Here is a 23,662-nt window from a genome sequence, read left to right as displayed (position 1 = left end):
GGCCCGGTGCGGGACTCGTGAGATCGGCTGCGAGACTCGTGGAACCAGGGCTGGTCAACGGGCTGGGAGTGTGAAAGCATGTCCCTGCCGCAGGGAGACCGTCCTCCCAGCGGACCGTGTCAATGCGGACACGCATCGGCACCTTTCACCACGGATCGTCTGGCACGTACCTGCCAGTGAAGGGAAAGCGCACATGGCAACTGTGACTTTTGAGAACGCGACACGCGTCTACCCGGGTAACGACCGCCCCAGTGTCGACGCTCTCAACCTCGAGATCGCTGACGGGGAGTTCCTCGTCCTGGTCGGCCCCTCAGGCTGTGGAAAGTCTACCTCGCTGCGGATGCTCGCGGGCCTGGAGGACGTCAACTCCGGCCGTATCCTCATCGGCGACCGCGACGTCACCGACGTCCAGCCCAAGGACCGTGATATCGCCATGGTCTTCCAGAACTACGCCCTGTACCCGCACATGTCGGTCCACGACAACATGGGGTTCGCCCTGAAGATCGCAGGCACTCCCAAGGAGGAGATCGACAGCCGCGTGCGGGAGGCGGCCAAGATCCTGGGCCTGACCGACTACCTGGACCGCAAGCCCAAGGCCCTGTCCGGCGGCCAGCGCCAGCGCGTGGCCATGGGGCGGGCTATCGTGCGCAAGCCGAAGGTCTTCCTCATGGATGAGCCCCTGTCCAACCTGGACGCCAAGCTGCGCGTGCAGACTCGCACCCAGATCGCCTCCCTCCAGCGCTCGCTGGGTGTCACCACGGTCTACGTCACCCACGACCAGACCGAGGCCCTCACAATGGGGGACCGCATCGCCGTCCTCAAGGACGGCGTGCTCCAGCAGGTGGGCACCCCCCGTGAGATGTACGACAACCCCGCCAACGAGTTCGTCGCGGGCTTTATCGGCTCCCCGGCGATGAACCTGGGCCAGTTCACTGTCGAGGGTGACACCGCCACTATCGGGGAGGCCAGGATCCGCCTCTCCCGGGCGACCCTGGACGCCCTCAGCCCTGAGGACGGCGGTAAGGTGACCATCGGCTTCCGCCCGGAGTCGCTGGACGTCGTCTCCTCCTCTGACGAGCACTCCATCCCGGTACGGCTGTCCTTTGTGGAGGAGCTCGGCTCGGACGCCTACATCTACGGTGAGCTCGTCGGGGCTGAGGACTCTGAGGCCAAGCTCGGCTCCGGTGAGGACTCCAGCCAGATCATCGTGCGGGTGCCTCCCAGGACGGCCCCCGAGCCCGGGGAGACTGTCTACGTGCGCATCCGTCCGGGTAAGGAGCACATCTTCTCTTCCGCCACCGGCAAGCGACTTCCCTCCTGATGTCGCATTCTGGTGCCGCGTCCGGCTGCGCCTGCTCGTAGCCTCCTTACGGCGAGTCCCGCCCCGGTAGCAGACAGGGGCGGGACTCGCCGTGCCGGTACCTGGTGCCGCGCTCCGGTACCGTCTTCCCCGCTCCTCCCGACCGTCCTCCCGACCGTCGCTGCCCGTCCTGTCCCTACGGGGCGAGGCCCGGGGCACGCACCGTCGATCTGCTGACCTGAGAGGATGAGCCATGCCCCAGTCCATGAAGATTGCCGCGGTGACCATTGATCCTGCGCTGCTGGACCTCCCGTGGGAGACGCCGCTAGATCGGTGGCCGACAGAGGTCCTCGCGGCGCTGCCCCGTGGCTTGTCGCGGCACGTTGTGCGCTTCGTCAACCTCTCTGAGCGGGTGATCGCCGTCAAGGAGATCGGCGAGTCGGTCGCCCACCGGGAGTACACGCTGCTGCGGGACCTGGTACGCCTGGGCGCGCCCTGTGTCCAGCCCACGGCAGTGATCTCAGGACGCACGGACCTCCGCGGCAGCCGACTGAACTCCGCGCTCATCACCGAGCACCTGTCCTACTCCCTGCCCTACCGTGGCCTGTTCAGCCAGTACATGCGCCCTGAGACCGCTACCCGTCTCATCGATGCCCTCACGGTCCTGCTGGTGCGGCTGCACCTCCTTGGCTTCTACTGGGGCGACGTGTCGCTGTCCAACACCCTGTTCCGGCGTGACGCCGGAGCCTTCGCGGCCTACCTGGTGGACGCGGAGACCGGAGAGCTCCACCCCGACGGGATCACGGAGGGCAAGCGCCTCTACGACATCGACATCGCCCGGACCAACATCATCGGTGAGCTTATGGACCTCCAGGCGGGCGCGCTGCTGGAGCCCAGCGTGGACACCATCGCGGTAGGGGACCGGATCGTGGCCCGCTACAGCGAGCTGTGGGACCTCCTCACGGCTGAGGAGTCCTTCTCCTCACGGGAGCGATGGCGGGTGCGCAACCGCATCGAGAGGCTCAACGAGATGGGCTACGACGTCGCCGAGCTCACCATGACCACGGACGCGGGCGGCACCTACATGTCCATCCAGCCTAAGGTTGTCGACGCGGGCCACTACCACCGGCAGGTCATGCGCCTGACCGGCCTGGACGTCCAGGAGCGTCAGGGTCAGCGCATGCTCAACGACCTGGAGGCCTACCGGGCGATCCGCGGCCGCAAGGACGACCCCATCGAGCTGGTCGCCCACGCCTGGCTCGCCGACGTCTTTGAACCGACCATCATGGCCGTCCCGCTGGAGCTGCGTCGCAAGCTGGAGCCTGCGGAGATCTTCCACGAGATCCTGGAGCACCGCTGGTACATGTCGGAGCAGCGTCAGGGCGACGTGTCCATGGAGGACGCCACCGCCGACTACGTGGCGACAGTCCTGCCCCAGCACCGTGACGAGCGGGCCTTTCTTGCCACACCGGACACCCAGGAGATCGAGGCGGTGTCCATCCCGGAGGAGGAGGCTGAGCCGCAGGACGCAGAGTTTGCTGCCCTTGACGAGCAGACGCTCGCTGACTACGAGGCCAATCCCTTCGGCTTTACCGCAGGAATGAGGTTCAAGGGGGAGTGAGGCCCCTCCTGGGGCTGGGTCCCACGGAGGGAAGTCCCAAGGAGGGAAGGCTCAGGCCCCGAGCTCCTCGGCGACCAGGGCGGTCTCCCGGTCTGCCCGGCGGCGAAGCTCGCGATGGCGGGTCCACGAGGCTAGCGAGACCTCGGTGACGGCGTCGACGATGAGGAACGTGCCCACGGACATGAGTCCTCCCGGCAGGCCACCTCCGCTGCGGTGCCTCCGTGCTGCGGCGCCCATGAGCGCCCCGCCGAGGCCTGCCTCCAGGAGGGTGACCGCCCTGACGGCCCAGGGCATGTCGGTGACCGTACGGACATAGGAGTGCCAGAAGGCGGAGCCGGGGGAGGAGGGGTCCTCCAGGAACAGACCGACGCTGCGGCCCACGGCGTTGGACAGGCCCCGGGGCTCGTGGACGACGATGCCAGGAACCTCGACCGGGGCCAGGCTGCCCGTCAGCACCTTGAGCACCCAGTCGGGCAGGCCCAGCGCCTCGATCATCGCCTGGAAGCCCTCGGCACCTGGCCGAAGCACAGCGGTCGCCGCGGCCTCCAGGTCCGCACCCGGCACGGCGGCAGCGATGTCGGAGGCGTCCTTGCGGTCGGCGAGCACCTCGTCGGCCAGGGCGCGCAGGGCGGGGCCCGGCTCCTCGACGGCACCCCACACGTGCAGCGAGCTCATGCCCCAGGAGAAGACAGCGTCCTCATCCGGGTCCCCGGTGGTCACGGCACGTACCGACATGTCCTCCGAGTCAGAGGTCAGGACGAGGGCCGGGAGGGACTCCTCGTCCCACCCGAAGGCCCCCAGGTCGTTGCCCTCCCCGGAGTACATGACGATACGGCGGTCCAGGTCGGGGGCGGAGGCGACCGCCAGAGGCCGTTCCAGGAGCGTGGCCTGCAGGGGAACCATGTAGGCGCTCATGGGGGAGACCACGACAGTGCGTGCGCTGGCGGCCCCGTGGGTGGTGGACGGGGGCAGTGTGAGGTCGCCCGGCAGGGCGTTGAAGGAGGCCGGGCCGACGGCGACGTCAGCCGTGAGCTCGCGTGCCAGTGACTCCACCAGCTCGCCGACCCCCGGGCCGGGGACGACGCCCCCGCGGGAGGCAGGGGTGACAGCAACACGTCCGTCCATGTCGGTCATCAGGGTGAGGCTGAGCAGGTGGGCGGTGGTGGGGAACCACTCAAGACGGGCGACGACGCTGCGGGCGGCAAAGGCGGCAGCAACAGCCTCCGGGGCCGTGCCCGGGGCGACGATCACCCCGTCGGTACGGTTCCAGCGCTGAGACACGGCTTGGGCCATGGGGACCTCCTGTGGTGGGCTGGGCCCATTGTGTCAGCAAACGGGGCCCGGGTGTCTGCGAGGGGGAGCGCCGGTGAGTCCTAGCGGGTGCCAGTGTCGGCTGCGCCTTGTGCCTGGCGGCGGAGGCGGTCGACCTCGTAGAGGCTGATGCCGGTGGCGACTGCGGCGTTGAGGGAGTCCACGGAGCCGGTGATAGGCACTGAGACCAGAAGGTCACAGGTCTCACGCACCAGGCGGGACAGGCCTCTGCCCTCCGAGCCGGTCACGACGACCAGGGGGGAGTCGGCCAGGCCCATGTCCTCTACGCGCGTCGTCGCGCGGGGATCGAGCCCTACCACAAAGCACCCCTGCCTCTGGAGGCGCTCCAGGCAGCGCACCATGTTGGTCTCACGAGCGACGCGCACCCGTGCTGCCGCGCCAGCAGAGACCTTCCACGCGGCTGCGGTAACGCCGACACTGCGGCGGGCCGGGACGATGACCCCGTCGGCGCTGAAGGCGCCGGCACTGCGCAGGACGGCTCCCAGGTTGTGGGGGTCGGTGACCTGGTCCAGGGCCACGAGCAGAGGGGTGCGGCCCCGGCTGCGGGCATCCTCCAGCAGGTCTGCCGCGCCCACGTATTGGTAGGGGGGCACCTCCACGGCCACGCCCTGGTGGGCGGCACCTCCTGTCAGGGCCTCCAGGTCCGCTTTGCTGGCCTCCACGACGGGGACAGCGGCCAGGGCGGCACGCCGTACCACCGCCTGGAGGCGCTCGTCGTCCTCGGCCGGGGCGGCCATGAAGACCTGGGAGAAGGGCACGGAGGCGTAGGCGGCCTCTGCCACGGCATTGCGACCGAAGACGATCTCACTGCTGCGGGAGACCCGGAGGCGTTCCCGGGTGCGATGGTACTGCTCGGCGCGGCTAGGACGCTCCTGCTGGGCCTGGGCACGCTGCCTGGCCCGCGCCTTGGGGTGGCCAACACGGTCCTCCGCCTTTGGCGTGGGTCCCCTGCCCTCCAGGCCGCGGCGGCGGTTTCCGCCGGAGCCCTTGGTAGGTCCCTTCCTGCCGCGTCGGCGCAGGGCGCCGTGCCGACGATCGTTTCCGGGCATCGCTGGCTACCTCCTTAGCTCGTCGTTCCTGGTCCTGGTCAGGACAGGTGCCAGCGGGCGCCGGCGGGTGAGTCCTCGACCACGACCCCTGCCTGCGACAGGGCGTCACGCAGGGCGTCCGCCCGGGCCCAGTCCTTGGCGGCCCGGGCCTGGGCACGCTGGTCAAGGAGGTCGGTCACCAGGTGGTCCAGGGCGTGCGCGGCCGCGTCGGACCCGCTTGTCGCACCTGTGGCCCCTGCCAGGCAGGAGCGCCACGGATCGCTGAAGGGGTCCAGCCCCAGAACGTCAAGCATAGCGCGCAGCTCCAGGGCGATCTGGCGCACGGTCGTGACCCCGGTGGGCACGTCGTCGGCTGCCCCCGTGCTGGCGGCGTCGCCCGCCCTGCCGTGGCCCATCTGGGTCAGGGCCGTGTTGAGCCTCTTGAGGCAGGCGTGCACCTGGGCCATGGCGCCCGCCAGGTTGAGGTCGTCGTCCATGGCGGCAGCGAAGGCCTCAGGCAGCGCCAGCCGCCTCAGCCCGGCCTGGTCGGTGCTCTCCAGGTCCCCGCAGACCTCCTGAGCCCGGGTCAGGGCACCGGTCAGGCGCTCCCACAGGGAGGCGGCCTCGCTCAGGGTCTCCTCGGAGAACTCCACGGTGGAGCGGTGGTGGACGGTCCCCATGGCCAGACGCAGGACGACCGGGTCGTGCGACCTGAGGAGCTCGGCCACGGTCAGGGAGTTGCCCAGCGACTTGCTCATCTTGGCGCCCTTGATCGTGACCCAGGCGTTGTGGACCCAGTGGCGGGCGAAGCCCCATCCGGCGCCGTGGGACTGGGCCTGCTCGTTCTCGTGGTGCGGGAAGCGCAGGTCGATCCCGCCCCCGTGGATGTCGAACTCCTCGCCCAGGTAGCGGTGCGACATGGCCGAGCACTCCAGGTGCCACCCGGGACGCCCGCGTCCCCACGGGGCGTCCCAGGCAGCGTCCTGCGGCTCGCCGGGCCTGGCCGCCTTCCACAGGGCGAAGTCCCGTGGGTCACGTTTGTCTGCCTCGGTGTCCTCCTGGTCCTCCTGCTGCGGGTCCTCCGTGGAGGTCAGGTCCTCGGGGCGCTGGTTGGTCAGTGAGCCGTACCCGGGCAGAGAGGCGACGGAGAAGTAGACGTTGCCAGCCTCCCCCGTATAGGCATGACCGCGCTCCAGCAGGCGGGTGACCAGGCTGATCATCTCCGGGAGGTGGCCGGTGGCGCGGGGCTCGTAGGTCGGAGGGGCGACGCCGAGGGCCCGGTAGGCGGCGTCGAACTCGCGCTCGTGGCGCTGTGCCCACGCCCACCAGGCGACGGGGGGGACGGCTGCGGCGGAGCGGGCGAGGATCTTGTCGTCGATGTCGGTGACGTTGCGGATGAGGACGACCGTCTGGCCCTGGCGCTCCAGCCAACGGCGCAGCACATCGAAGGCAATGGCTGAGCGCATGTGCCCGATGTGCGGGCTGCCCTGGACCGTGGCACCACACAGGTATATCGCTACCACCCCCGGGGTCACGGTGGGGGCCAGGGGAACGACCGTCCGCGCTGCGGAGTCGTACAGGCGCAGGGTCGGCTGAGGGGCGGGGGAGCCGGCAGGTACGGCAGTCGCGGCAGTCACGGCCCCACCCTACCGGGGCGATGACCGGGCTGGAAGAGCCGGTGGGCAGGAGGTGCCCGCTAGGTCGGAGTCAGGAGACGGGGCGGGCCGGGTAGACCAGCGCGGTAGCCACCGCTGCCAGCCCCTCCTCTCGTCCCAGGAATCCCAGGTGGTCGGTCGTGGTGGCGCTGAAGGTGACGCGTGCCGAGGCAGCTGTTGACAGTGCTGCTGCCGCCTCAGCGGCGCGGTCGGTCACCCGGGGGCGCTGCCCGACCAGCTGGACGGCGACGTTGCCGATCTCGAAGCCGGCCTGGCGCACCCGCTGGGCGGTCTCGGCCAGGAGGACTGCCCCCGAGGCCCCCTGCCACCTCGGCTCGTTGGTGCCGAAGACACTGCCCAGGTCCCCCAGCCCGGTAGCGGACAGGAGGGCGTCGCAGCAGGCGTGCGCGACGACGTCGCCGTCGGAGTGGCCCTCCAGCCCGGTCTGCCCGGGCCACTCCAGGCAGGCCAGGTGCAGCGGGGTGGCCGAGCCGGGGGCGGCGAAGGCGTGCACGTCGGTGCCGATCCCGGTCCGGGGCAGGTAGTGGACGACCTGGTCGAGGTCGATAGTGGCGGGGCCGGTCGCGTGCCGGGGCGTGCGACGCAGGGGCGGGGCCGCGGGCTGCGCGGCGTCGGGCAGTGGCTCAGGAAGTGAGGTACCGGGCATGGGGCTAGTGTGCCTGAGCGGCTCCGGTGCTGTCCTGAGGCGGACGCGGTGGGGGAGGGACCGGGGCGCCAGCCGGGGTCTTACGCGCGGGTAGCGTTGGGCCGACACGGGGGCGGCGCTGGTCGTGCCCGGGGAGTCCCCGGCCTGCCCGTCTGGCCGGGGGCGGGCCGGGGCAGGGTCCCAGCCGGGCTCCACCACCCGACGCTGCACCACGACGGCTGCCGTCAGGAGGCCTGCGGCCACCAGGGCGAGCACCAGGCTTCCCGCTGTGGCGCCAGCCCGGGCGCCGTACCCGATGAGCAGGCCGAACCAGCCGAAGTCGGTGTCACCGAAGGTGGTGGTAGCCGTCTCCAGCGTTCCCAGGACCCGCAGCAGCAGCGCGGGGAGGAAGGTCACCAGCAGGCCGTTGACGAACCCGCCTGCTATCGCTCCCCGGCGTCCGCCGGTGGCGTTGCCGTAGACGCCCGCCGCGCCCCCGGTGAAGAAGTGGGGGACGAGCCCGGGCAGGATGAGTGCCAGGCCGAGGGCGGGTCCCAGCCAGGTCCCCAGGACCAGCAGTCCGACCAGCCCCCCGGCGAAGGAGGAGATGAACCCGATGAGGACGGCGTTTTGGGCGTAGGGGAACACGATCGGGGCGTCCAGCGCCGGGATGGCCCCGGGGACCACGGCCTGCGCGATCCCCTGGAAGGCGGGGACGAGCTCGCCCAGGATCGTGCGGACCCCGAACAGGATGACGGCGACGGCGACACCGAACTGGAGGCCCTGGGTCACCGCCTGCATGAGGTAGTTGCCGACGTCTGTGGCCCCGTCCGCGAAGGCAGTGAAGGCGGTGTCGCTACCACGCCGTACCAGGTAGGTCACGGCCAGGACCAGGTACATGACCACCATGGACAGGGCGGTGGACACCATGGAGTCCCGCAGGAAGCGCAGGGACTCCGGCACCTTGAGGTCCTCGGTGGAGCGGGAGCGCCCCCGGGGGTCGGCCAGCCGCCCCACGGCTCCTGCCGCGATGTAGCCCAGGGTGCCGAAGTGGCCGATGGCGATGGAGTCGTCCCCGGTGACCCGCCTGGTCCACGGGTGCGCCAGGGCGGGCAGGGACACCATGAGGACTCCCAGGAGCAGGGCTCCCAGGGCAACGACGACCGGCCCCGACATGCCCGCAGAGGCCATGACGATGGTGATGAGGGTGGCCATGAACAGGATGTGGTGGCCGGTGAGGAAGACGTAGTGCAGCGGGGTCAGGCGAGCCAGGAGCAGGGCTACCACGAAGCCGAGGATCATCAGCCAGGAGACCTGGGTGCCGTACTGCTCCTGGGCAATGCCCGCGATCGCCTCGTTGGTGGGGACGACGCCCCGGGTCCCCAGGCTGCCCTGGATCATGGTCCCCAGGGGCTCCAGCGAGGCGGTGACCAGGCCCGCCCCGGCGCTGACCAGCAGGAAGCCGAGCACGGCCTTGGTGGCGCCTCCCAGCACCGTGCCGACGCCTCGGCGCAGGGCGATCAGGCCGACGGCGGTGATGAAGCCGATGAGGAAGGCTGGGACGCTGAGGATCTCGTTGACGACGAACTGGGCGATAGTGGCAAGGAGTGACACGGTAGCCTCCCGGTCGTGTCAGTGGCTCGGTGGATGGGCTGGGTGCATGGCTCAGTGGATGATCCGGTGGATGGCGGGACGGGCGGCAGCCCGGTCGGCGGGCCGGATCACACGGCGTAGGTGCGGCGCAGCGCGGCGTCGACCTCGGTGAGGGAGGTGAAGTCCTCGATGACCTCGACCGGTGTTCCGGGGTCGCCCAGGGCCTGGGCGATGGCCCCGGAGGTCAGGAGCAGGTCGGCATCCTTGGCCCTGCCCCTGGCAGAGATCGTGTCAGTGGCCTCGACCCGCAGGTAGGGCAGCCAGCCCCAGGTGTCGAGCACCTGCTCCAGGGTGTTCTTCAGGAACAGGCTGGTGCCCAGGCCGTTGCCGCACACGGTGAGAACCAGTCCCGTGGAGGCGACGGTGGTCTCAGTGCTGCCTGTGCTGCTGCTTGCGTCTGCGGTGCCCTCGGCGGTTCCCGGGTCCCCCTCGCCGTCGGCGCCCTCGGGACTGTCCGTGCCCCCGGCGGCCTCGGTGCTCCTGCCAGCGGGCGGGCGGGCCTGCGGTGGCCGCAGGGCGTCGAGGACCTCCGCGGGGGTGCTGGCGTTGTCCAGCCGGTGGCGGCGCTGCGGATCGGCCAGGACAGTAGCCAGGTCCGCCAGCGCCCTCAGGTGCGCGGTGCCGTCAGCGGCGGCCAGGGCCATGACGACGCGGACGGGGTCGTTGGTCTCGTGGCCGAAGGCGACTGGGGACGTCAGGCGCACGTAGGACAGGGCGGTGCGGGTCACAGAGTTGTCGGGGCGCGCGTGAGGCAGTGCCAGGCCGGGTGACAGCACGATGTAGGGGCCGTGCTCCTCCACGGAGCGGATCATGGCCTCGGTGTAGGAGGAGGCGCAGGCCCCGGCCGCGACCAGGGCGTCACCGGCTTCCCGGATAGCCTCGCGCCAGTCGGAGGCGGTGGCGTGCAGACGGACGGAGCGGGTGTCGACCAGGGTGGGCAGGCTGGGCGCGTCGGTGGGGTCGGGACGGGGGTCAGGCTGGTCGCGGGGCTCGGGCACGGTACCCTCCTTGGTCGCGTGAGTGCCCACGGCGGCTCCTGGGGCTCCCAGGGCTGCTGGGGAGGCGGTAAGGCCCTGGAAGACGAAGCCTGTCGGCACAAATAGTCTACAGCACACGGCGGATGTCGTCGGGGTGTGGAGCCGTTGGTATGTGGAAGCGGGTCACAGGCCGTGGGGCGGGGGCGAGGGTGGCCGCTCGCTCCCGCCGGGGATGTCGTCACGGTGCCCGCTGCGGGCGCCGGGTCAGGCAAAGAACCAGGGGACGGCGCGCAGCCAGGCGATCATGGCGGTGGTGGGATCCATGATGAGGTCGTCGGGGTCGCCCCCGCTGCCTGGGCTGCGCCCGGCAGCCTGAGCCAGCGAGCGGGGGTAGAACTCGTAGAGGCACTCGGGGACGGAGAACGTGTGGAGACTGGAGTCCACCTGCCAGTCCAGGACGCCTGGGACCCGCACGCTGGCCGTGATGATGGAGATCGACCACGTCTGGTTGACCAGGCCCTCGATCAGCGGCGTGGTCTCACCGGCAGCCCCTGGGTGCGAGCCCGATCGCAGCCGCTTGCCGACCCTGGTGAAGATGCTGGCCAGGGGAGAGAGGTCCCCGCCCTCGCTCAGCAGCCCAGTGGCCTCGGGCGCGGGCACCACCACGGGCTCCGCCTCGACGAGGGGGCGTGGGTGGAAGTCGAGGAACTCGGCGAAGGCGGAGGGGACCTCGCAGGCGTCCAGCCCGTAGACGTGCAGGCCGTCTGTCAGGCTCTTCATCATGGTTGTCCGGGAGGGGCCGATCCAGGCCAGGACCTGGCGCACCCCCTCGCGCGGACCCAGGCGGACCACCTCCAGGTAGCGGCTCGCGGTGGCCCGCCCCTGGAAGGCGGGGGCGGCGGCCTGGGTGAGGCCCACGTCGTCGATGATCCCGGCCTTGCGCAGCCTCCGGGCGAGACGGTCCTCAGGGATGGGGTCGCCCTGGCAGAGCGCCTCGACCGTCAGCCACTCCTGGTCGGAGAGGATCGCCACAGGGTTGGGCGTGTCCGTCCTGAGCCGCGCCATCAGTGCACCTCCAGGGTCTCAGACATGGTGGAGAAGAAGGGGACGGTGACCGGGCTGGTGCTGGTGGGGCAGGTGAAGGTCGCGGTGACGCCGCGTCGCAGCCTGCCGTACCTGTGCGTCTCGACCCAGCTGCACTGGTAGAAGGTCAGGGAGTGGTCGCTGGTGTCGATGTAGACGCCCAGGCGCAGCAGGCCCGCCGAGCCGCTGCGCGACCGCCAGCCGAGGAGGTCGATCATCCGCACGCCCGCGATGGTCTCCATGACCTGGGCGGTGCTCGTGCGGAACCACTCCTCCTCCGGCATGTCCTCGGGCAGGCGGACGGTGGTGATGACGCAGCTGTCCACGAACCCTGGGGCGGAAGGCTCTGAGGCGGTGCACACCAGGTCGATCCCATCCTCGTTGCTGGCGTTGACCGGGGCCACACCCAGGTCGGGGAAGTCGGCGTCCACGACCTGCCAGCTGGAGGGGGCCGTCACAGCGGTGAGGTGTCCGCGGAACGTGGTGGTGAGCGGTCCGTAGAGGGTTGGCTCGGTCATCGGGGCTCCTCAGGAGGGCTGCTGGTCGAGGCGGGGGTCCTGTTGGCGCTGCTGGTGGTGGTGCTGGCTGCGGCCAGGGCGGCACGGCGGCGTTCCAGGCGGCGTGCGGCGTGCCACTGGGGGTACATCCACCGGGGCAGGGGGATCGGGAACCGGAAGACGAGTCCGAGGATCAGGAGGAGTCCTGCGAATACTGAGGCGGCGATCCGGGCGTTCTCCGCACCGGGGAACAGCGGCTCAGACAGCATGACTATACCAATGATGGTGAAGGCCAGGCCTATAACGGGCAGGCAGAAGGCGGTGCCGTTCCTGACGTCGGACAGGGAGTCGTAGAACCGGCCCGCCTGGGTGTCGGTGAACATGGCCAGCGCCCAGAACACCAGGGTTGGTGTGCCCAGGAAGCCAAGGCACCCGATTCCGACCAGGGTGTTCTCGCTCATGGGGTTTGTCCTTCGCCGGGAGAGCGGCTTGGTGGCTCCTGTGCTGAGCCCGCCTGCTGAGGGGGTGCTGGAATGGTTGCTGGTGGCTGTGGGTCCTTATTGGCGCTGCTGGTGGTGCTGCTGCTGGCTGCGGCCAGGGCGGCGCGGCGGCGTTCCAGGCGGCGCTCGGCGTGCCACTGGGGGTACATCCACCGGGGCAGGGGGATCGGGAAGATGTCGATGATGCAGCCGACAACAAGCAGAATTAAGGTGATCCCACAACTGATGAATCTGAAGGTCTCCGCCTCGGGGAACAGTGGTTCAGTCAATATGGCAGTGCCGCCGATGATGAACGATATGGAGCCCACAAGAAGAAATGCCAGGCGATTTTTTGTGTGTGCGCCAAATGCGGCGTAGAGTTTGCCCGCCCTGGTGTCGGTGAACATGGCCAGCGCCCAGAACGCCAGTGTAGATACTGCCAGAACGACTGCCAAGGCGATCCATGCTGTATCGCTCATGTGCTGTCCTTTGCTAGTGGAACAACTTGCTAATTCCCTTATTGACGGCGTTGGCAAACGTTTTGCCGGCCTTGGATCCAGCGAATCCGCCAATGGCTCCGCCAATAACAGTTCCAGCGGCAATGCCGAGCGGCCCGCCCAGGGCGCCAATCATGGCTCCGGTCTGGGCGCCAGCCATGGCGCCATAGTATCCCCCGACCCCCTGCGCGACGGCCTGGGTCCCTGCCCGGGCAATCTTCTCTCCCTCACCCATGCTGGGGTTGGCGGAGTCCTTCTGGTACTGCTCGAGGCCGCCAAGGCCACCGCTGACCGCGCCGGAGGCCCTCCCGAACCACTTCATGGCGGTGGTGCCCAGCCTCCAGTAGGGCTGCGTCCTCCAGTTGCCGGGCACGGCGGGCTTCTGGTGCGCTGCCTTGGAGACCCAGTTCTCCAGCTTGGTCTTCTGCCAGAGCGTGGACAGAAGGCCCGTGGGGGAAGTCGCGGGCGCGAACGTCCCCCGGCGGTGCACCTCCGCCCAGCGGGCCACCGTGACACCGCGACTGGCCCAGCCGTAGGCGGTGTTCGCCGTCGCGGCCGCCCCGGCCGCCCCGCCAGGGCCTTCCGGCTCGACCCCCGAGACCTCCTGGCAGGCCGCCTGCAGGTCGTCGTGGGCGGTGGACTCGTCCTGCCTGATGACAGAGAGGTCCTCATCCAGCTCGCTGTAGGTCTTCTGCTTCTCCTCGTAGTCCGGGTCCGAGGCCTCCGGCTCCAGGATCAGGTCGCCTGAGACCACCAGCCCGGCCTCCGAGGCCCGCGCCCGGGCGTCGTTCAGCCGAGTCTTGATTGAGGACATGGTCTGGGCGAAGGCGTTCACCGCCGTGGACAGCGAGGAGGTCTCCGAGCTGAGCGTGTTGATCGTGGTGCTCTGCGTGCCCAGACTGGTCTCCGCCGCTGTCGCGGTCAGACCGGTGTTCTCCGACTGGATCAGGCTGCGGGCCGACGTCACGGTGGCCTCGGCGTCGCCGACCGTGGTCGCTGCCGTGCTCAGGCTCGACGCGAGGGTGAAGGCCGTCTCCGGGAGGACGAGGACTGTGACGTCCAGCGACATCAGTACGGCCCTCCCTCGAGCTGCCGCGCGCCCTGGGCGCTGACCTCGTCGACCTCGACGAAGTCGGCCCCTGCCCGGCGCAGGCTCGACGCGATGTTGGTCAGGCCCGTGGCCGTGCTCGTGGTCCGTGAGGACAGCGCGCTGACCGCCTGGCTGACCAGGCCGGTTGAGCGGTCCAGGCCGGAGACCTCCGGGAAGTCTGCGCCGCTCAGCTCCTCTGACGCGGCGTCGGCCTTGCTCGCCGCGCTGCTGAGCGTGTCTGGACTGATAGACAGGTCCGCCATAGGGACCACGGCCTTTCGCACCGTCTGAACGTGCCTGCGACAGCTGACTCTAATCTGGGTCTATATGCTTCCGCAACCAGCGTCACGCTATCATCACGTGAGGCTTGTCGCCAAGGCGTGCCGCCGTGGCAGCGGCACTAGTGGCACTAGCGGCACTGCGGGGTTGCCCCGCCCGACCCCGCTCCTTCCAGCTCAGGGCAGGCGCCAGTCCACGGGCTGCGCCCCCAGGGACACCAGGATCTCGTTGGCCCGGCTGAAGGGGCGTGAGCCGAAGAACCCTCGCGAGGCGGACAGCGGCGAGGGGTGGGGTGAGGCGATGACGGGGGTGTCCCCCAGCATGGGGGTCAGGGACTGGGCCGGGCGCCCCCACAGGATCGCCACCAGCGGGCCGCCGCGCTCCACCAGGGCCTCGATAGCCCGCTGGGTGACAGTCTCCCAGCCCCAGCCCTTGTGCGAGGCCGGGGCGCCCGGACGCACGGTCAGGACCCGGTTGAGAAGCATGACCCCTTGCTCGCACCACGGGGTCAGGTCCCCGAGCTCGGCTGGGGCACGCTCAGGTCGGAGACCAGCTCGCGGAAGATGTTCTCCAGGCTGCGCGGGGGCCGTACCCCGGGGGCCACGGAGAAGCTCAGGCCTACCGGGTGCCCCGGGGTCGGGTAGGGGTCCTGGCCCACGATGAGGACCTTGACCTGCTCCATGGGGTAGGTGAAGGCGCGCAGGACGTCGGTGCCGGCGGGCAGGTAGCCGTGTCCTGAGGCGACCTCCTCGCGCAGCCTGGCCCCGATCTGGTGAACCGTGGGCTCCACCGGGGCCAGGGCGCGTGCCCACGAGGCGTCAACGAGCTCGGACAGAGGCTTGGCGGAACTCACCCCTGAAGCCTAGCCAGGACAGTGCCCGCACGCGACCAGGGCTGGACGTCGGGACGGGGCTTGTTGGTCCCCACGATCGGAGTCAGGGTCGGTATCTTGGGAGTGTGAGCGAGTACAACTACCCGGAGGACGAGTTCGACGTCAGTGAGGACGACGCCCCCGTCCCCGTCGGGGTGCACCGGGCGCAGGCACCTCGCTGGCGGGGCTGGGTGCCCCTGCTTGCCGTTATCATCGTCGTCCCGGCCCTGGCCTGGGGCGTGGTGACTCTGCTCGGGCAGCGCAGCGAGGACGGGGACTCTACAGGTGGTGCCGCAGTGGCCTCGGGCCCGGCCGACGCCGGAGACGACCAGGCCCCAAGCAGCGACGAGGCTGACCAGGAGACCCAGGACCCCGGTGCCTCACAGGAGGCCACGGACGATCCCACGCAGGCCCCCACCGACGCCTCGGTGGACTACACGCTGGGAGTCACTGTCTACAACGGGACGACGACCAGCGGCCTGGCGGGGCGCAGTGGTGACCGCCTCACCAACGTCGGCTTCGTGTCGGTCACGGTTCCGGAAGGCATCTACCAGGGGTCTGAGCCTGCCGACACGACTGTCTACTACGCCAGCCCCGAGGACCGTGACACGGCAGAGGCCGTAGGTGAGCAGCTCGGTATCGACAACGTCGTCGAGGACGCCGCCAGCGCCTCGTCCAACCCCATCGTCATCATCTTGCGCGAGGACTTTCAGGAGTGACCCTGGCGGCACGCCCCCGCCGCCGCGATGTCCTTGCTGCTGCTGGGGCCGTGTCTGCCGGGGCCGTGTCGCTGGCCGCCGGGGTGTGGGGCGTCCCCCGGCTGCACGCCGCGCTGAGGCCTGCTCCCGAGGCCTTGAGTGAGGGTGTGGTCGTCGGGGCGCACGGCGCCCTCCAGGTGCTGGCCCCCGGGGAGAGCGTGGACTACCTGCCGGGGACCCGGCTCCCGGCTGACCCGGCTCCCTGGGGTATGGACCCGCAGCAGCGTGACGAGCTGGCGCAGCGCGCGGCCCTGCGGCAGCAGGGGGCGCGGTTGCCGCACGGGAGGTGGGGGTCGCTGGCCCGGGAGGCGCTCGACGACCTCCTGGCCCTGACCGGCCCGACGCTCGTGGACGACGGCGAGGCAGGCGGCGTGCTGGACTTCCCCGTCGGTGCCGTGGCCGCCGCGCCGGTGGGAGGCTGGCGCTACGTGTGGCCCCGGGACGCCTCCTTCTGCGCAGCGGCCCTCAGCAGTGTCGGCCTGTACCAGGAGGCCCTCGGCGTACTGGGGCGCCTGGCCTCCTGGCAGGACGAGACGGGAGCCTTGGAGGCGCGCTACACCCTCAGCGGGAGGCCACCTGACCAGCGTCCCCGCCAGACCGATGGCGTGGGCTGGCTCATGTGGGCCGTGGGGCGCATGCTGGCTGACGGCGTCTCCGTGGCCGACCTGGAGACGGCTCTGGGGCACTGCCTGGCCCGTACGACATCCCGGCTCCTGTGGCTTACGGACACCGCCTCCCACCTCCCCGCGGCCAGCCCGGACTACTGGGAGGTGCCCGAGTCCGTCCTGACCCTGGGCACGGCCGCGCCGGTACTGCTGGGCCTGGAGGCTGCGCTGGGGCTCGCCCGGGCGGGAGCGGACCTGGGGGCCGACCCGGAGAGGCTGGAGGAGCGGGTCGCCACGGTGCGCCAGGCGGTGGAACGCGGCTTTGCCCCTGGATGGGGCAGGCACGTGCGCCAGGACGACGTCGACGCGGCAGTCGTCTTTGTCCTGCCGCCCTTCACCACGGAGCTGGCCGGTGCGCGCGGGGTGAGGCAGGATGCCGTAGCGCGGATGTCGCGGCCTGCCGGGGGCGTGGCTCCCGGGTCGTCGTGGCGCAGGGACGGTGTGTCCTGGACCCCGCAGACGGCCCTGCTGGCGTGGTCAGGTGTCGTGCTGGGCATGGAGGAGGGGCCGCGGCTTCTTGGGTGGCTGGAGTCCCACCGCACCCGGGTGGGGGCGCTTCCGGAGAAGGTCCTGGCTGACGGCTCCCCGGCGGGGCCTGCTCCCCTGGCCTGGACCTCGGCGTTGGTGGTGCTGGCTGCTGGGGCGTGAGCGGGGCTGGTATCCCACGGGGCAGGTGGCCCAGGGGCTGGGTGCGCCTGGGCGGGCCAGCCCCTGGGCAGTCCCAGGCCGGGGGAGAATGAGATGGCGGGGCCGCTTCGCCGTCGGAGGATTCCTGGAGACGTCAGATCTGAGTGTCTTGCACTCAAGACCCGAGAGTGCCAGCATTGCGGTTAGCACTCGGAGCCTTCGAGTGACAACGCACATGGCTGGGCCGTGAGGGTCGGTGCCGGGCGTGACGTGAACGCCTGGGACTGGTCCGTCCGTCGCGGGCGCGGGCCGGCCACACCCACCACGCAGTGGAGGAGACCTAATGTCCAAGATCATCGCCTTCGACGAGGAGGCCCGCCGCGGCATGGAGCGCGGCCTGAACACCCTGGCTGACACCGTCAAGGTCACTCTCGGCCCCAAGGGCCGCAACGTGGTCCTCGACAAGAAGTGGGGCGCTCCCACGATCACCAACGACGGCGTGACCATCGCCAAGGAGATCGAGCTGGAGGACGCCTACGAGAAGATCGGTGCCGAGCTGGTCAAGGAGGTCGCCAAGAAGACCGACGACGTCGCCGGTGACGGCACTACCACCGCCACCGTCCTGGCTCAGGCCCTGGTGCGCGAGGGTCTGCGTAACGTGGCCGCCGGCGCCAACCCGATCGCCCTGCGTCGCGGCATCGACAAGGCCGTGGAGGTCGTTGTCGAGCGCCTGCTGGCTGACGCCAAGGACGTCGAGACCCAGGAGGAGATCGCCGCTACCGCCTCCATCTCCGCTGCTGACGAGCAGATCGGCGAGCTGATCGCCGAGGCCCTGGAGAAGGTGGGCCACGAGGGCGTCGTGACCGTCGAGGAGTCCAACACCTTCGGCCTGGAGCTTGAGGTCACCGAGGGCATGCGGTTCGACCGCGGCTACATCTCGCCCTACTTCGTCACCGACGCCGACCGTCAGGAGGCCGTCCTGGAGGACGCCTACGTCCTGCTGGTGGAGTCCAAGATCTCCAACGTCAAGGACCTGCTTCCCCTCCTGGAGAAGGTCATGCAGGCCGGCAAGCCGCTGGCGATCATCGCTGAGGACGTCGAGGCCGAGGCCCTGGCCACCCTGGTGGTCAACCGCATCCGCGGCACCTTCAAGTCCGTAGCGGTCAAGGCCCCCGGCTTCGGGGACCGCCGCAAGGCGATGCTGCAGGACATGGCGATCCTCACCGGCGGCACCGTCATCTCCGAGACGGTCGGCCTGAAGCTGGAGAACGCCACCCTGGAGGACCTGGGCCAGGCCCGCAAGGTGGTCGTCACCAAGGACGAGACCACCATCGTGGACGGTGCCGGGGACAAGGACGCGATTGACGCCCGTACCTCCCAGATCCGCATGGAGATCGAGAACTCCGACTCCGACTACGACCGTGAGAAGCTCTCTGAGCGCCTGGCCAAGCTGGCGGGCGGCGTGGCCGTGCTGAAGTCTGGTGCCGCCACCGAGGTAGAGCTCAAGGAGCGCAAGCACCGCATCGAGGACGCCGTGCGCAACGCCAAGGCCGCGGTCGAGGAGGGAATCGTCGCCGGTGGTGGTGTGGCCCTTCTCCAGTCTGCAGCCCAGGCCCTGGAGTCCCTGGACCTGAGCAACGACGAGGCCACTGGTGCGGCGATCGTCAAGGTGGCTGTGGAGGCCCCGCTCAAGCAGATTGCTGTCAACGCCGGCTTTGAGGGCGGCGTCGTGGTGGACCGCGTGCGCGGCCTGCCCACCGGTGAGGGGCTCAACGCCGCGACCGGCGAGTACATCAACCTGCTGGAGGCCGGTATTGCTGACCCGGTGAAGGTGACCCGCTCCGCGCTGCAGAACGCGGCCTCCATCGCCGGCCTGTTCCTCACCACTGAGGCCGTTGTGGCGGACAAGCCGGAGCCCCCGGCTGCTCCGGCCAACGGTGGCGGTGACGAGATGGGCGGCATGTACTGATCTGTTGCCAGCAGCCTGGGCCGGGCCAGTGAGCCGCTGAGCCGACTTGGCCTGGTCACCAAGCATGTGGTGGGCCGCCCCTCCGTATGGAAGGGGCGGCCCACCACTTGTACGGTGGCAGGCGCACCCCTGCCAGCCAGAGCGCTCTTAGGCGTGCCCGAACCGTCCGATGTTGGCTGATTCGGCGTCGTCATAGGAGGTCGCGGCCTGGTCCAGGGCCAGGCTGATACTCTCCAGAGTGGTCTGGACCTGGAGCTGGGTGAGTCGCCACTCCTGCGCGCACACGGCCATTGAGGCTGAGGCGGACCCGGCCCACACGTTCTCCAGCGCGCCGATGTCGGCCTGCATCCCGTCAACCTCGGTCTGGATGGTGGCGATACGGCTGCGTGCCCGCGCGGCGGTATCAGCAATGACGCTGGTGTCAACAGAGAAGGCAGGCATGACAGGGCCCTTTCGTCAGTCTGGTAGGTAGTGCCTTGCGGCGTGGCCTCCAGCCTAGGGACCGGGACGCACTGCCGTTCCAGAGGCTAGCCGTCCCTGTGGACAGCCCTTGCGTCCTGCTCACCTGTGGTGCCGGGAGGTAACGGAGCAGCCAGCGGTCGGCTGGTCTGCGCCGTGGGTCGTGTCCGCTAGTCCGCGTGGAGGGGGCCGGGCTCCTCCAGGACTGTGTTCCTGCTCCCTGTCGCCGCCGCTCTGCCCGAGCCGGTTGCAGGATCGCCGGTGCGTGCCTCGCGCAGCTGCCTGGCCTCCTGTGCCTTCTCTCTGAGCCTCTCGGTGAGGCGGAGACGGGCCGCCTCTGCCTGGGCGCCCCGGCCCGCGGTGGGCCCGGCCTGTCCAAAGTGGCGGGAGCGCGGGGCTGCCAGGAGAAGGTCGAGGTCCTCGGCGCAGGACTCCATGGAGGTGCTCAGCGCCGGGTCCTCCTCCGCGCTCCTGGCTGTCGGCCGGACCGGTCTCCCGTCTGCTGCCGGGGGAACAGGGCGGGGAACCCCGGTGGCAGGTGTCCGGGGGAGGAGGCAGACGCCGCTGTCGCGGAGGAGGTCGCCACAGGGGAGTCAAGGAAGGATGCGGGGTGACTGATTCCGCTTCCGCGACGGTGCTCGTGTCCCCGGCGCCCAGGGGCGGGGAGGGCGGCTGTACCGCGACGCTCTCGTCTGTCGGGGTACTAGCACCGGCTAGGGCAGCGCTGCGGTCATGAGACGGGCGGGGGTCGTCGGGCTCCTCGGCCAGGCTGGAGGAGGAGCAGTCAGAGGACCGGGGCACGCGGCGTGACGCAGGCTCTGCCTGCCAGGGACAGCACTCGGTGTGCTGCCCTGCCTCGTCTGGAGTGAGTCTGGCGAGCTTCTCCGTCAGCCGCTGCCTCTCTGCCTTGAGGTTCTGCCGGGCGGGTCGCTCCCAGTGCTCGCCTAGGGGTGAGTGGAAGAGCTTCTCACGTTCCAGGAGCCTACCCACGATCACCAGGCGGGTCTCAAGGTAGCTGGCCAGGGGGACGTGGGCGTACTCCTCGCGCAGCAGCCTCAGGTACTCCTTGTAGGTCTGCGGGTCCACCGCGAGCGCACCCAGGTCCGCGTCCGCCAGAGCTGCCGCGTCCATGTCGTCGGTGTCCAGCCTGTGCCCCGTGAGGTTGCGGATCAGGTCCCCGACGCGGGCTGTCGTCGCCTCCGGGACGCCGAGGTCGCTCAGGTCGCGGACAGCCACCTCGGCGGAGGCTTCCTCGTTCTCGCCTCCGTTGTGCTGCCTGGGCTCCCCCGCGCCGGTGGAGAACACGCAGCCGTGGTACCAGGTGGCGACCCGCATGACATCAGGGCTGTGGGACTCGTCGGCCAGCTCGTCGACGCGTGCCAGCATGTCGATGAGGTGGCGGAGGTTGTGAAAGCGGCGGTCCGGGGTGGACCACTGCTCAATGAGGTGCTCGCCTCGGGAGCGGACCTGCTCGGCGGAAGCCGTGGCGCCTAGCGCCCGCAGGCTGCGGACGAAGGCGGGAAGAAGCCACTGCGGCGCGTCGGTGACGCCCATCGGTCTGTCTCCAGGATCGGGTAAAGGATGGCTGCCATCGTAGGACTACCCGCTGAAGGAAGTCGAAGAAAGAACGTGTCTCTCCCGCCACGTCCTTGTGCCTACCCTCCAAGAACCTGCTTCGTGCTGCCTCTTGTGCGGCCGAGGTGACCGGAGCGGCTAGCCGGGCAGCCTGTCCTCCTGCCGGAGCCGGAGGCTGCGTGCGCCCCGGAGCGCTGTCAGGTGGCGGCAGCAGGTAGCGGCAGCTCGATGTGGACCGTCGCTCCGCCCCCGGGCGTCTGGAGCATCTGTACGGTGCCGCGGTGGCGCTCCACGATGCCCAGCACAATTGACAGCCCCAGGCCGGAGCCCCCTGTCTCACGGTTGCGTGAGGAGTCGGAGCGGTAGAAGCGCTGGAAGACCTTCTCCGCCTCGTCGGGAGGGACCCCGCCCCCGTGGTCACGGACCTCGACGACGGCCACCTGGTGGTCTGTGGTGTCGGTGCCGACCCTGGAAGCGGGGCCTGTCCCCACCGCGATCTCCACCGGTGTCCCGTCGGGAGTATGGCGTACCACGTTGCCCAGGAGGTTGGTCAGCACCTGGCTCAGTCGGTCCTTGTCTCCCACCACCGTCACCGAGGGGGCGTCCTTGCCCGCCGCCTCCGCCTCAGGGTCAAGCGGGACGAGAGCACAGTCCCGGTTGGGGGCGAGGACGGCCATGTCGGACAGGGCGGCACTGGCCAGCCCGGTGAGGTCCACCTCGGTCATGTCCATCTGCCGACCCTCGTCCATGCGTGCCAGCTGGAGGAGGTCGTCCACCAACCGTCCCATGCGGTTGGACTCGTCCTCGATACGCCCCATGACCTCGCTCGTCTTTTCTGGCGAGACACCGCCCATTCGATAGAGTTCTCCGTAGCCTCGAATGGCGGCCAGCGGGGTGCGCAGCTCGTGGGAGGCGTCGGAGATGAAGCGTGTCATGCGCTCCTGGGCCACGACCTGCACGGAGAAGGCGTGCTCGTTCTGGGAGAGCATCGTGTTGAGCGCCCGCTGCAGGGAGCCCACCTCCGTCGTGGGAGGCTCAGTCACCAGGATGCGGGCGGAGAGGTCCCCCTGGGCGATCCGTCCCGCCACGCCCTCGATCTGGCGCAGCGAGCGGAAGGAGCGGCGTACCAGGTAGGTCGCGGTCAGAGTGCCCAGGAAGATGATGATGATGTCGGAGAAGAGCACCACCAGGTTGGTGCGCTCCAGGGTACTGGTGACGTCCTTGAGGGGGAGCGCGATGGCGGCTACGCCGACGTACTCCCCGGTGTTGTCGTCGCTCAGCAGCATGATGATGACCCGCCACTGGCGGGCGGGCTGCTCCGACTCCACGGTGACCAGCTGCGGACGACCCTCGTGGGCGAGGGTCGTCTCAAAGTCCAGGGCGTCCCCGAGCCGGGGGGTGCCGTAGTCGGCTGCCGTCCTGGGGTCGATCCACGGACCGTCGTCCTGGCCGTTCTCGCGCTTCGTCTCGACGTAGTAGGTGGAGGGCAGGCTCTCGACGCCGGGGCCCCTGATCGCCTGGTTGCCGAAGACCTCAGCCGTACTGCGGAGCTGGTCGTCGATCTGTCCCAGCATCTGGTCGCGCAGCACGAGGCTGACCACGAAGGAGATGATCACCAGGCCCAGAGCGAGCAGGACGGTGATCATGACAGCGAGCCGAGTCCTCAGGGGCTGCGCCTGGACCGGCCGCTGGATGGCCGTGATCGGGTGCCACCGACCGCGTTTGACGGGGCGGTGCTGCTTGCTGACCGGCCGTGAGGTCCAGGCGCGTGTGCGCGCCCCCATTACTCGCTCTTGGGCTCACGCAGCATGTAGCCCACGCCGCGACGAGTCTGGATGAGGGGGACCACGGGCTGACCGTCCCGGCCTGTGATCTGGTCCACCTTGCGGCGCAGGTAGGAGATGTAGGACTCGACAATGGCCGCGTCGCCGTTCCAGTCGTACTCCCAGACGTGGTCGAGGATCTGAGCCTTGGATACCACGCGACCGGCGTTGAGCATGAGGTAGCGCAGCAGCTTGAACTCGGTGGGGGAGAGGTCGACCTCGACGCCGGAGCGGTGGACCTCGTGCGCGTCCTCGTCCAGGACCAGGTCCGCGACGTGGACCACTCCGTCGTCCTCGTTCTCGGTGGCGTGCGTGCGCCTGAGGATGGCGCGTATGCGGGCGATGACCTCCTCCAGGCCGAAGGGCTTGGTCACGTAGTCGTCCCCGCCGACGGTCAGCCCTTGCACCTTGTCCGCCATGTCGTCGCGGGCAGTGAGGAACAGGATCGGGGTCGTGACGTCGCGCTCGCGCAGGCGGCGAGCGACCGTGAAGCCGTCCATGTCGGGGAGCATGACGTCCAGGACGACCAGGTCCGGATCGCCCTTCTCCACATTCTTCAGCGCACCGTTGCCGTCGCCGGCCACGGAGACCTCAAAGCCGGCGAAACGTAGCGATGAGGCAAGTAGGTCACGGATATTCGGCTCGTCGTCGACGACGAGCAGATGAGCTTCGGTGCGAGACTGCTGGGAACGCTCCATGAGCAACACCTTCCCCCTCGGTCCTGGGTGACTACTGAATGTTATCAGTGTGAGTGCTGCACCGGAGGGGGCTGCGAATG

Annotated in this window: 20 protein-coding genes and 2 pseudogenes; 5 read left to right on the top strand and 17 right to left on the bottom strand. The window is 69.7% G+C overall.

From position 1 onward, the window contains the following. Window positions 1-193 precede the first annotated feature (193 nt). Window positions 194-1,321: an ABC transporter ATP-binding protein gene (locus D5R93_RS11540; protein ID WP_119837113.1), complete on the top strand. Its 1,128-nt coding sequence runs from the start codon at window positions 194-196 to the stop codon at window positions 1,319-1,321. A gap of 232 nt (window positions 1,322-1,553) precedes the next feature. Beyond that, on the top strand, window positions 1,554-2,921 hold the full coding sequence (locus tag D5R93_RS11535; protein WP_119837114.1) for a DUF4032 domain-containing protein: 1,368 nt from the start codon (window positions 1,554-1,556) through the stop codon (window positions 2,919-2,921). 51 nt (window positions 2,922-2,972) lie between these two features. Here the strand turns inward: D5R93_RS11535 and D5R93_RS11530 are convergent, their stop codons facing one another. The 13 genes and pseudogenes from D5R93_RS11530 to D5R93_RS11480 all read right to left on the bottom strand — a co-directional run bounded on the left by D5R93_RS11530 (window position 2,973) and on the right by D5R93_RS11480 (window position 14,990). After that, window positions 2,973-4,214 (bottom strand): hypothetical protein, encoded by a 1,242-nt coding sequence (locus D5R93_RS11530; RefSeq protein ID WP_120205366.1) that lies wholly within the window; start codon window positions 4,212-4,214, stop codon window positions 2,973-2,975. Between the two features lie 80 nt (window positions 4,215-4,294). After that, window positions 4,295-5,302, bottom strand: coding sequence for a 23S rRNA (guanosine(2251)-2'-O)-methyltransferase RlmB (rlmB, locus tag D5R93_RS11525; RefSeq protein ID WP_120205363.1), 1,008 nt, complete (start codon window positions 5,300-5,302; stop codon window positions 4,295-4,297). A 38-nt stretch (window positions 5,303-5,340) separates the two neighbouring features. Further along, window positions 5,341-6,918, bottom strand: coding sequence for a cysteine--tRNA ligase (cysS, locus tag D5R93_RS11520; RefSeq protein WP_120205361.1), 1,578 nt, complete (start codon window positions 6,916-6,918; stop codon window positions 5,341-5,343). Between the two features lie 70 nt (window positions 6,919-6,988). Beyond that, the gene (ispF, locus tag D5R93_RS14325) at window positions 6,989-7,603 is read right to left on the bottom strand and encodes a 2-C-methyl-D-erythritol 2,4-cyclodiphosphate synthase (protein ID WP_119837118.1); all 615 of its coding nucleotides are present in this window, start codon (window positions 7,601-7,603) and stop codon (window positions 6,989-6,991) included. Window positions 7,604-7,903: 300 nt separating this feature from the next. Beyond that, a pseudogene (locus D5R93_RS14320) lies at window positions 7,904-9,196 on the bottom strand (PTS ascorbate transporter subunit IIC); the annotation flags it as partial. A gap of 107 nt (window positions 9,197-9,303) precedes the next feature. After that, a complete protein-coding gene (locus D5R93_RS11505; protein WP_205570053.1) occupies window positions 9,304-10,332 on the bottom strand; it encodes a PTS sugar transporter subunit IIAB in 1,029 nt (342 codons plus the stop codon). A 144-nt stretch (window positions 10,333-10,476) separates the two neighbouring features. Then, on the bottom strand, window positions 10,477-11,277 hold the full coding sequence (locus D5R93_RS11500) for a hypothetical protein (protein WP_120205357.1): 801 nt from the start codon (window positions 11,275-11,277) through the stop codon (window positions 10,477-10,479). Next, on the bottom strand, window positions 11,277-11,813 hold the full coding sequence (locus D5R93_RS11495; RefSeq protein ID WP_162933951.1) for a hypothetical protein: 537 nt from the start codon (window positions 11,811-11,813) through the stop codon (window positions 11,277-11,279). The genes D5R93_RS11500 and D5R93_RS11495 overlap by 1 nt, the downstream gene beginning before the upstream one ends. Beyond that, the gene (locus D5R93_RS13390; RefSeq protein ID WP_162933950.1) at window positions 11,810-12,253 is read right to left on the bottom strand and encodes a hypothetical protein; all 444 of its coding nucleotides are present in this window, start codon (window positions 12,251-12,253) and stop codon (window positions 11,810-11,812) included. Before D5R93_RS13390 ends, D5R93_RS11495 begins: the two co-directional genes overlap by 4 nt. Then, window positions 12,250-12,750, bottom strand: a complete 501-nt coding sequence (locus tag D5R93_RS13385; RefSeq protein WP_162933949.1) for a hypothetical protein — start codon at window positions 12,748-12,750, stop codon at window positions 12,250-12,252. The genes D5R93_RS13390 and D5R93_RS13385 overlap by 4 nt, the downstream gene beginning before the upstream one ends. 13 nt (window positions 12,751-12,763) lie before the next feature. Beyond that, a complete protein-coding gene (locus tag D5R93_RS11490) occupies window positions 12,764-13,837 on the bottom strand; it encodes a hypothetical protein (RefSeq protein ID WP_243106765.1) in 1,074 nt (357 codons plus the stop codon). Next, window positions 13,837-14,121, bottom strand: a complete 285-nt coding sequence (locus D5R93_RS11485; RefSeq protein ID WP_162933948.1) for a hypothetical protein — start codon at window positions 14,119-14,121, stop codon at window positions 13,837-13,839. The genes D5R93_RS11490 and D5R93_RS11485 overlap by 1 nt, the downstream gene beginning before the upstream one ends. Window positions 14,122-14,313: 192 nt before the next feature. Next, window positions 14,314-14,990 (bottom strand): annotated as a pseudogene (locus tag D5R93_RS11480) (uracil-DNA glycosylase). Between the two features lie 104 nt (window positions 14,991-15,094). Between D5R93_RS11480 and D5R93_RS11475 the strand changes: the two are divergent. From D5R93_RS11475 to groL, 3 genes are all read left to right on the top strand, one after another. After that, the gene (locus D5R93_RS11475; RefSeq protein ID WP_120205346.1) at window positions 15,095-15,727 is read left to right on the top strand and encodes a LytR C-terminal domain-containing protein; all 633 of its coding nucleotides are present in this window, start codon (window positions 15,095-15,097) and stop codon (window positions 15,725-15,727) included. After that, window positions 15,724-17,079, top strand: coding sequence for a glycoside hydrolase family 15 (locus tag D5R93_RS11470; RefSeq protein WP_162933947.1), 1,356 nt, complete (start codon window positions 15,724-15,726; stop codon window positions 17,077-17,079). The genes D5R93_RS11475 and D5R93_RS11470 overlap by 4 nt, the downstream gene beginning before the upstream one ends. Before the next feature lie 322 nt (window positions 17,080-17,401). Beyond that, window positions 17,402-19,027 (top strand): chaperonin GroEL, encoded by a 1,626-nt coding sequence (gene groL / locus D5R93_RS11465; RefSeq protein ID WP_119837129.1) that lies wholly within the window; start codon window positions 17,402-17,404, stop codon window positions 19,025-19,027. A gap of 147 nt (window positions 19,028-19,174) precedes the next feature. On the opposite strand, the gene D5R93_RS11460 is transcribed toward groL, so the two are convergent. The 4 genes from D5R93_RS11460 to D5R93_RS11445 all read right to left on the bottom strand — a co-directional run bounded on the left by D5R93_RS11460 (window position 19,175) and on the right by D5R93_RS11445 (window position 23,582). Continuing rightward, entirely contained in the window at window positions 19,175-19,468 is a 294-nt protein-coding gene (locus tag D5R93_RS11460) for a WXG100 family type VII secretion target (RefSeq protein ID WP_120205344.1), read from the bottom strand. 120 nt (window positions 19,469-19,588) lie between these two features. Then, the gene (locus D5R93_RS11455; protein ID WP_205570052.1) at window positions 19,589-21,040 is read right to left on the bottom strand and encodes an HD domain-containing protein; all 1,452 of its coding nucleotides are present in this window, start codon (window positions 21,038-21,040) and stop codon (window positions 19,589-19,591) included. Window positions 21,041-21,258: 218 nt separating this feature from the next. Next, the gene (locus D5R93_RS11450) at window positions 21,259-22,845 is read right to left on the bottom strand and encodes a sensor histidine kinase (protein WP_120205342.1); all 1,587 of its coding nucleotides are present in this window, start codon (window positions 22,843-22,845) and stop codon (window positions 21,259-21,261) included. Next, on the bottom strand, window positions 22,845-23,582 hold the full coding sequence (locus tag D5R93_RS11445) for a response regulator transcription factor (RefSeq protein WP_119837132.1): 738 nt from the start codon (window positions 23,580-23,582) through the stop codon (window positions 22,845-22,847). Before D5R93_RS11445 ends, D5R93_RS11450 begins: the two co-directional genes overlap by 1 nt. Window positions 23,583-23,662: the final 80 nt, after the last annotated feature.

The sequence above is a fragment of the Actinomyces lilanjuaniae genome (assembly GCF_003606385.1).
In the GTDB taxonomy this organism is placed as follows: Bacteria; Actinomycetota; Actinomycetes; order Actinomycetales; family Actinomycetaceae; genus Actinomyces; species Actinomyces lilanjuaniae.
This window is presented reverse-complemented; position numbering and strand designations above follow the sequence as displayed.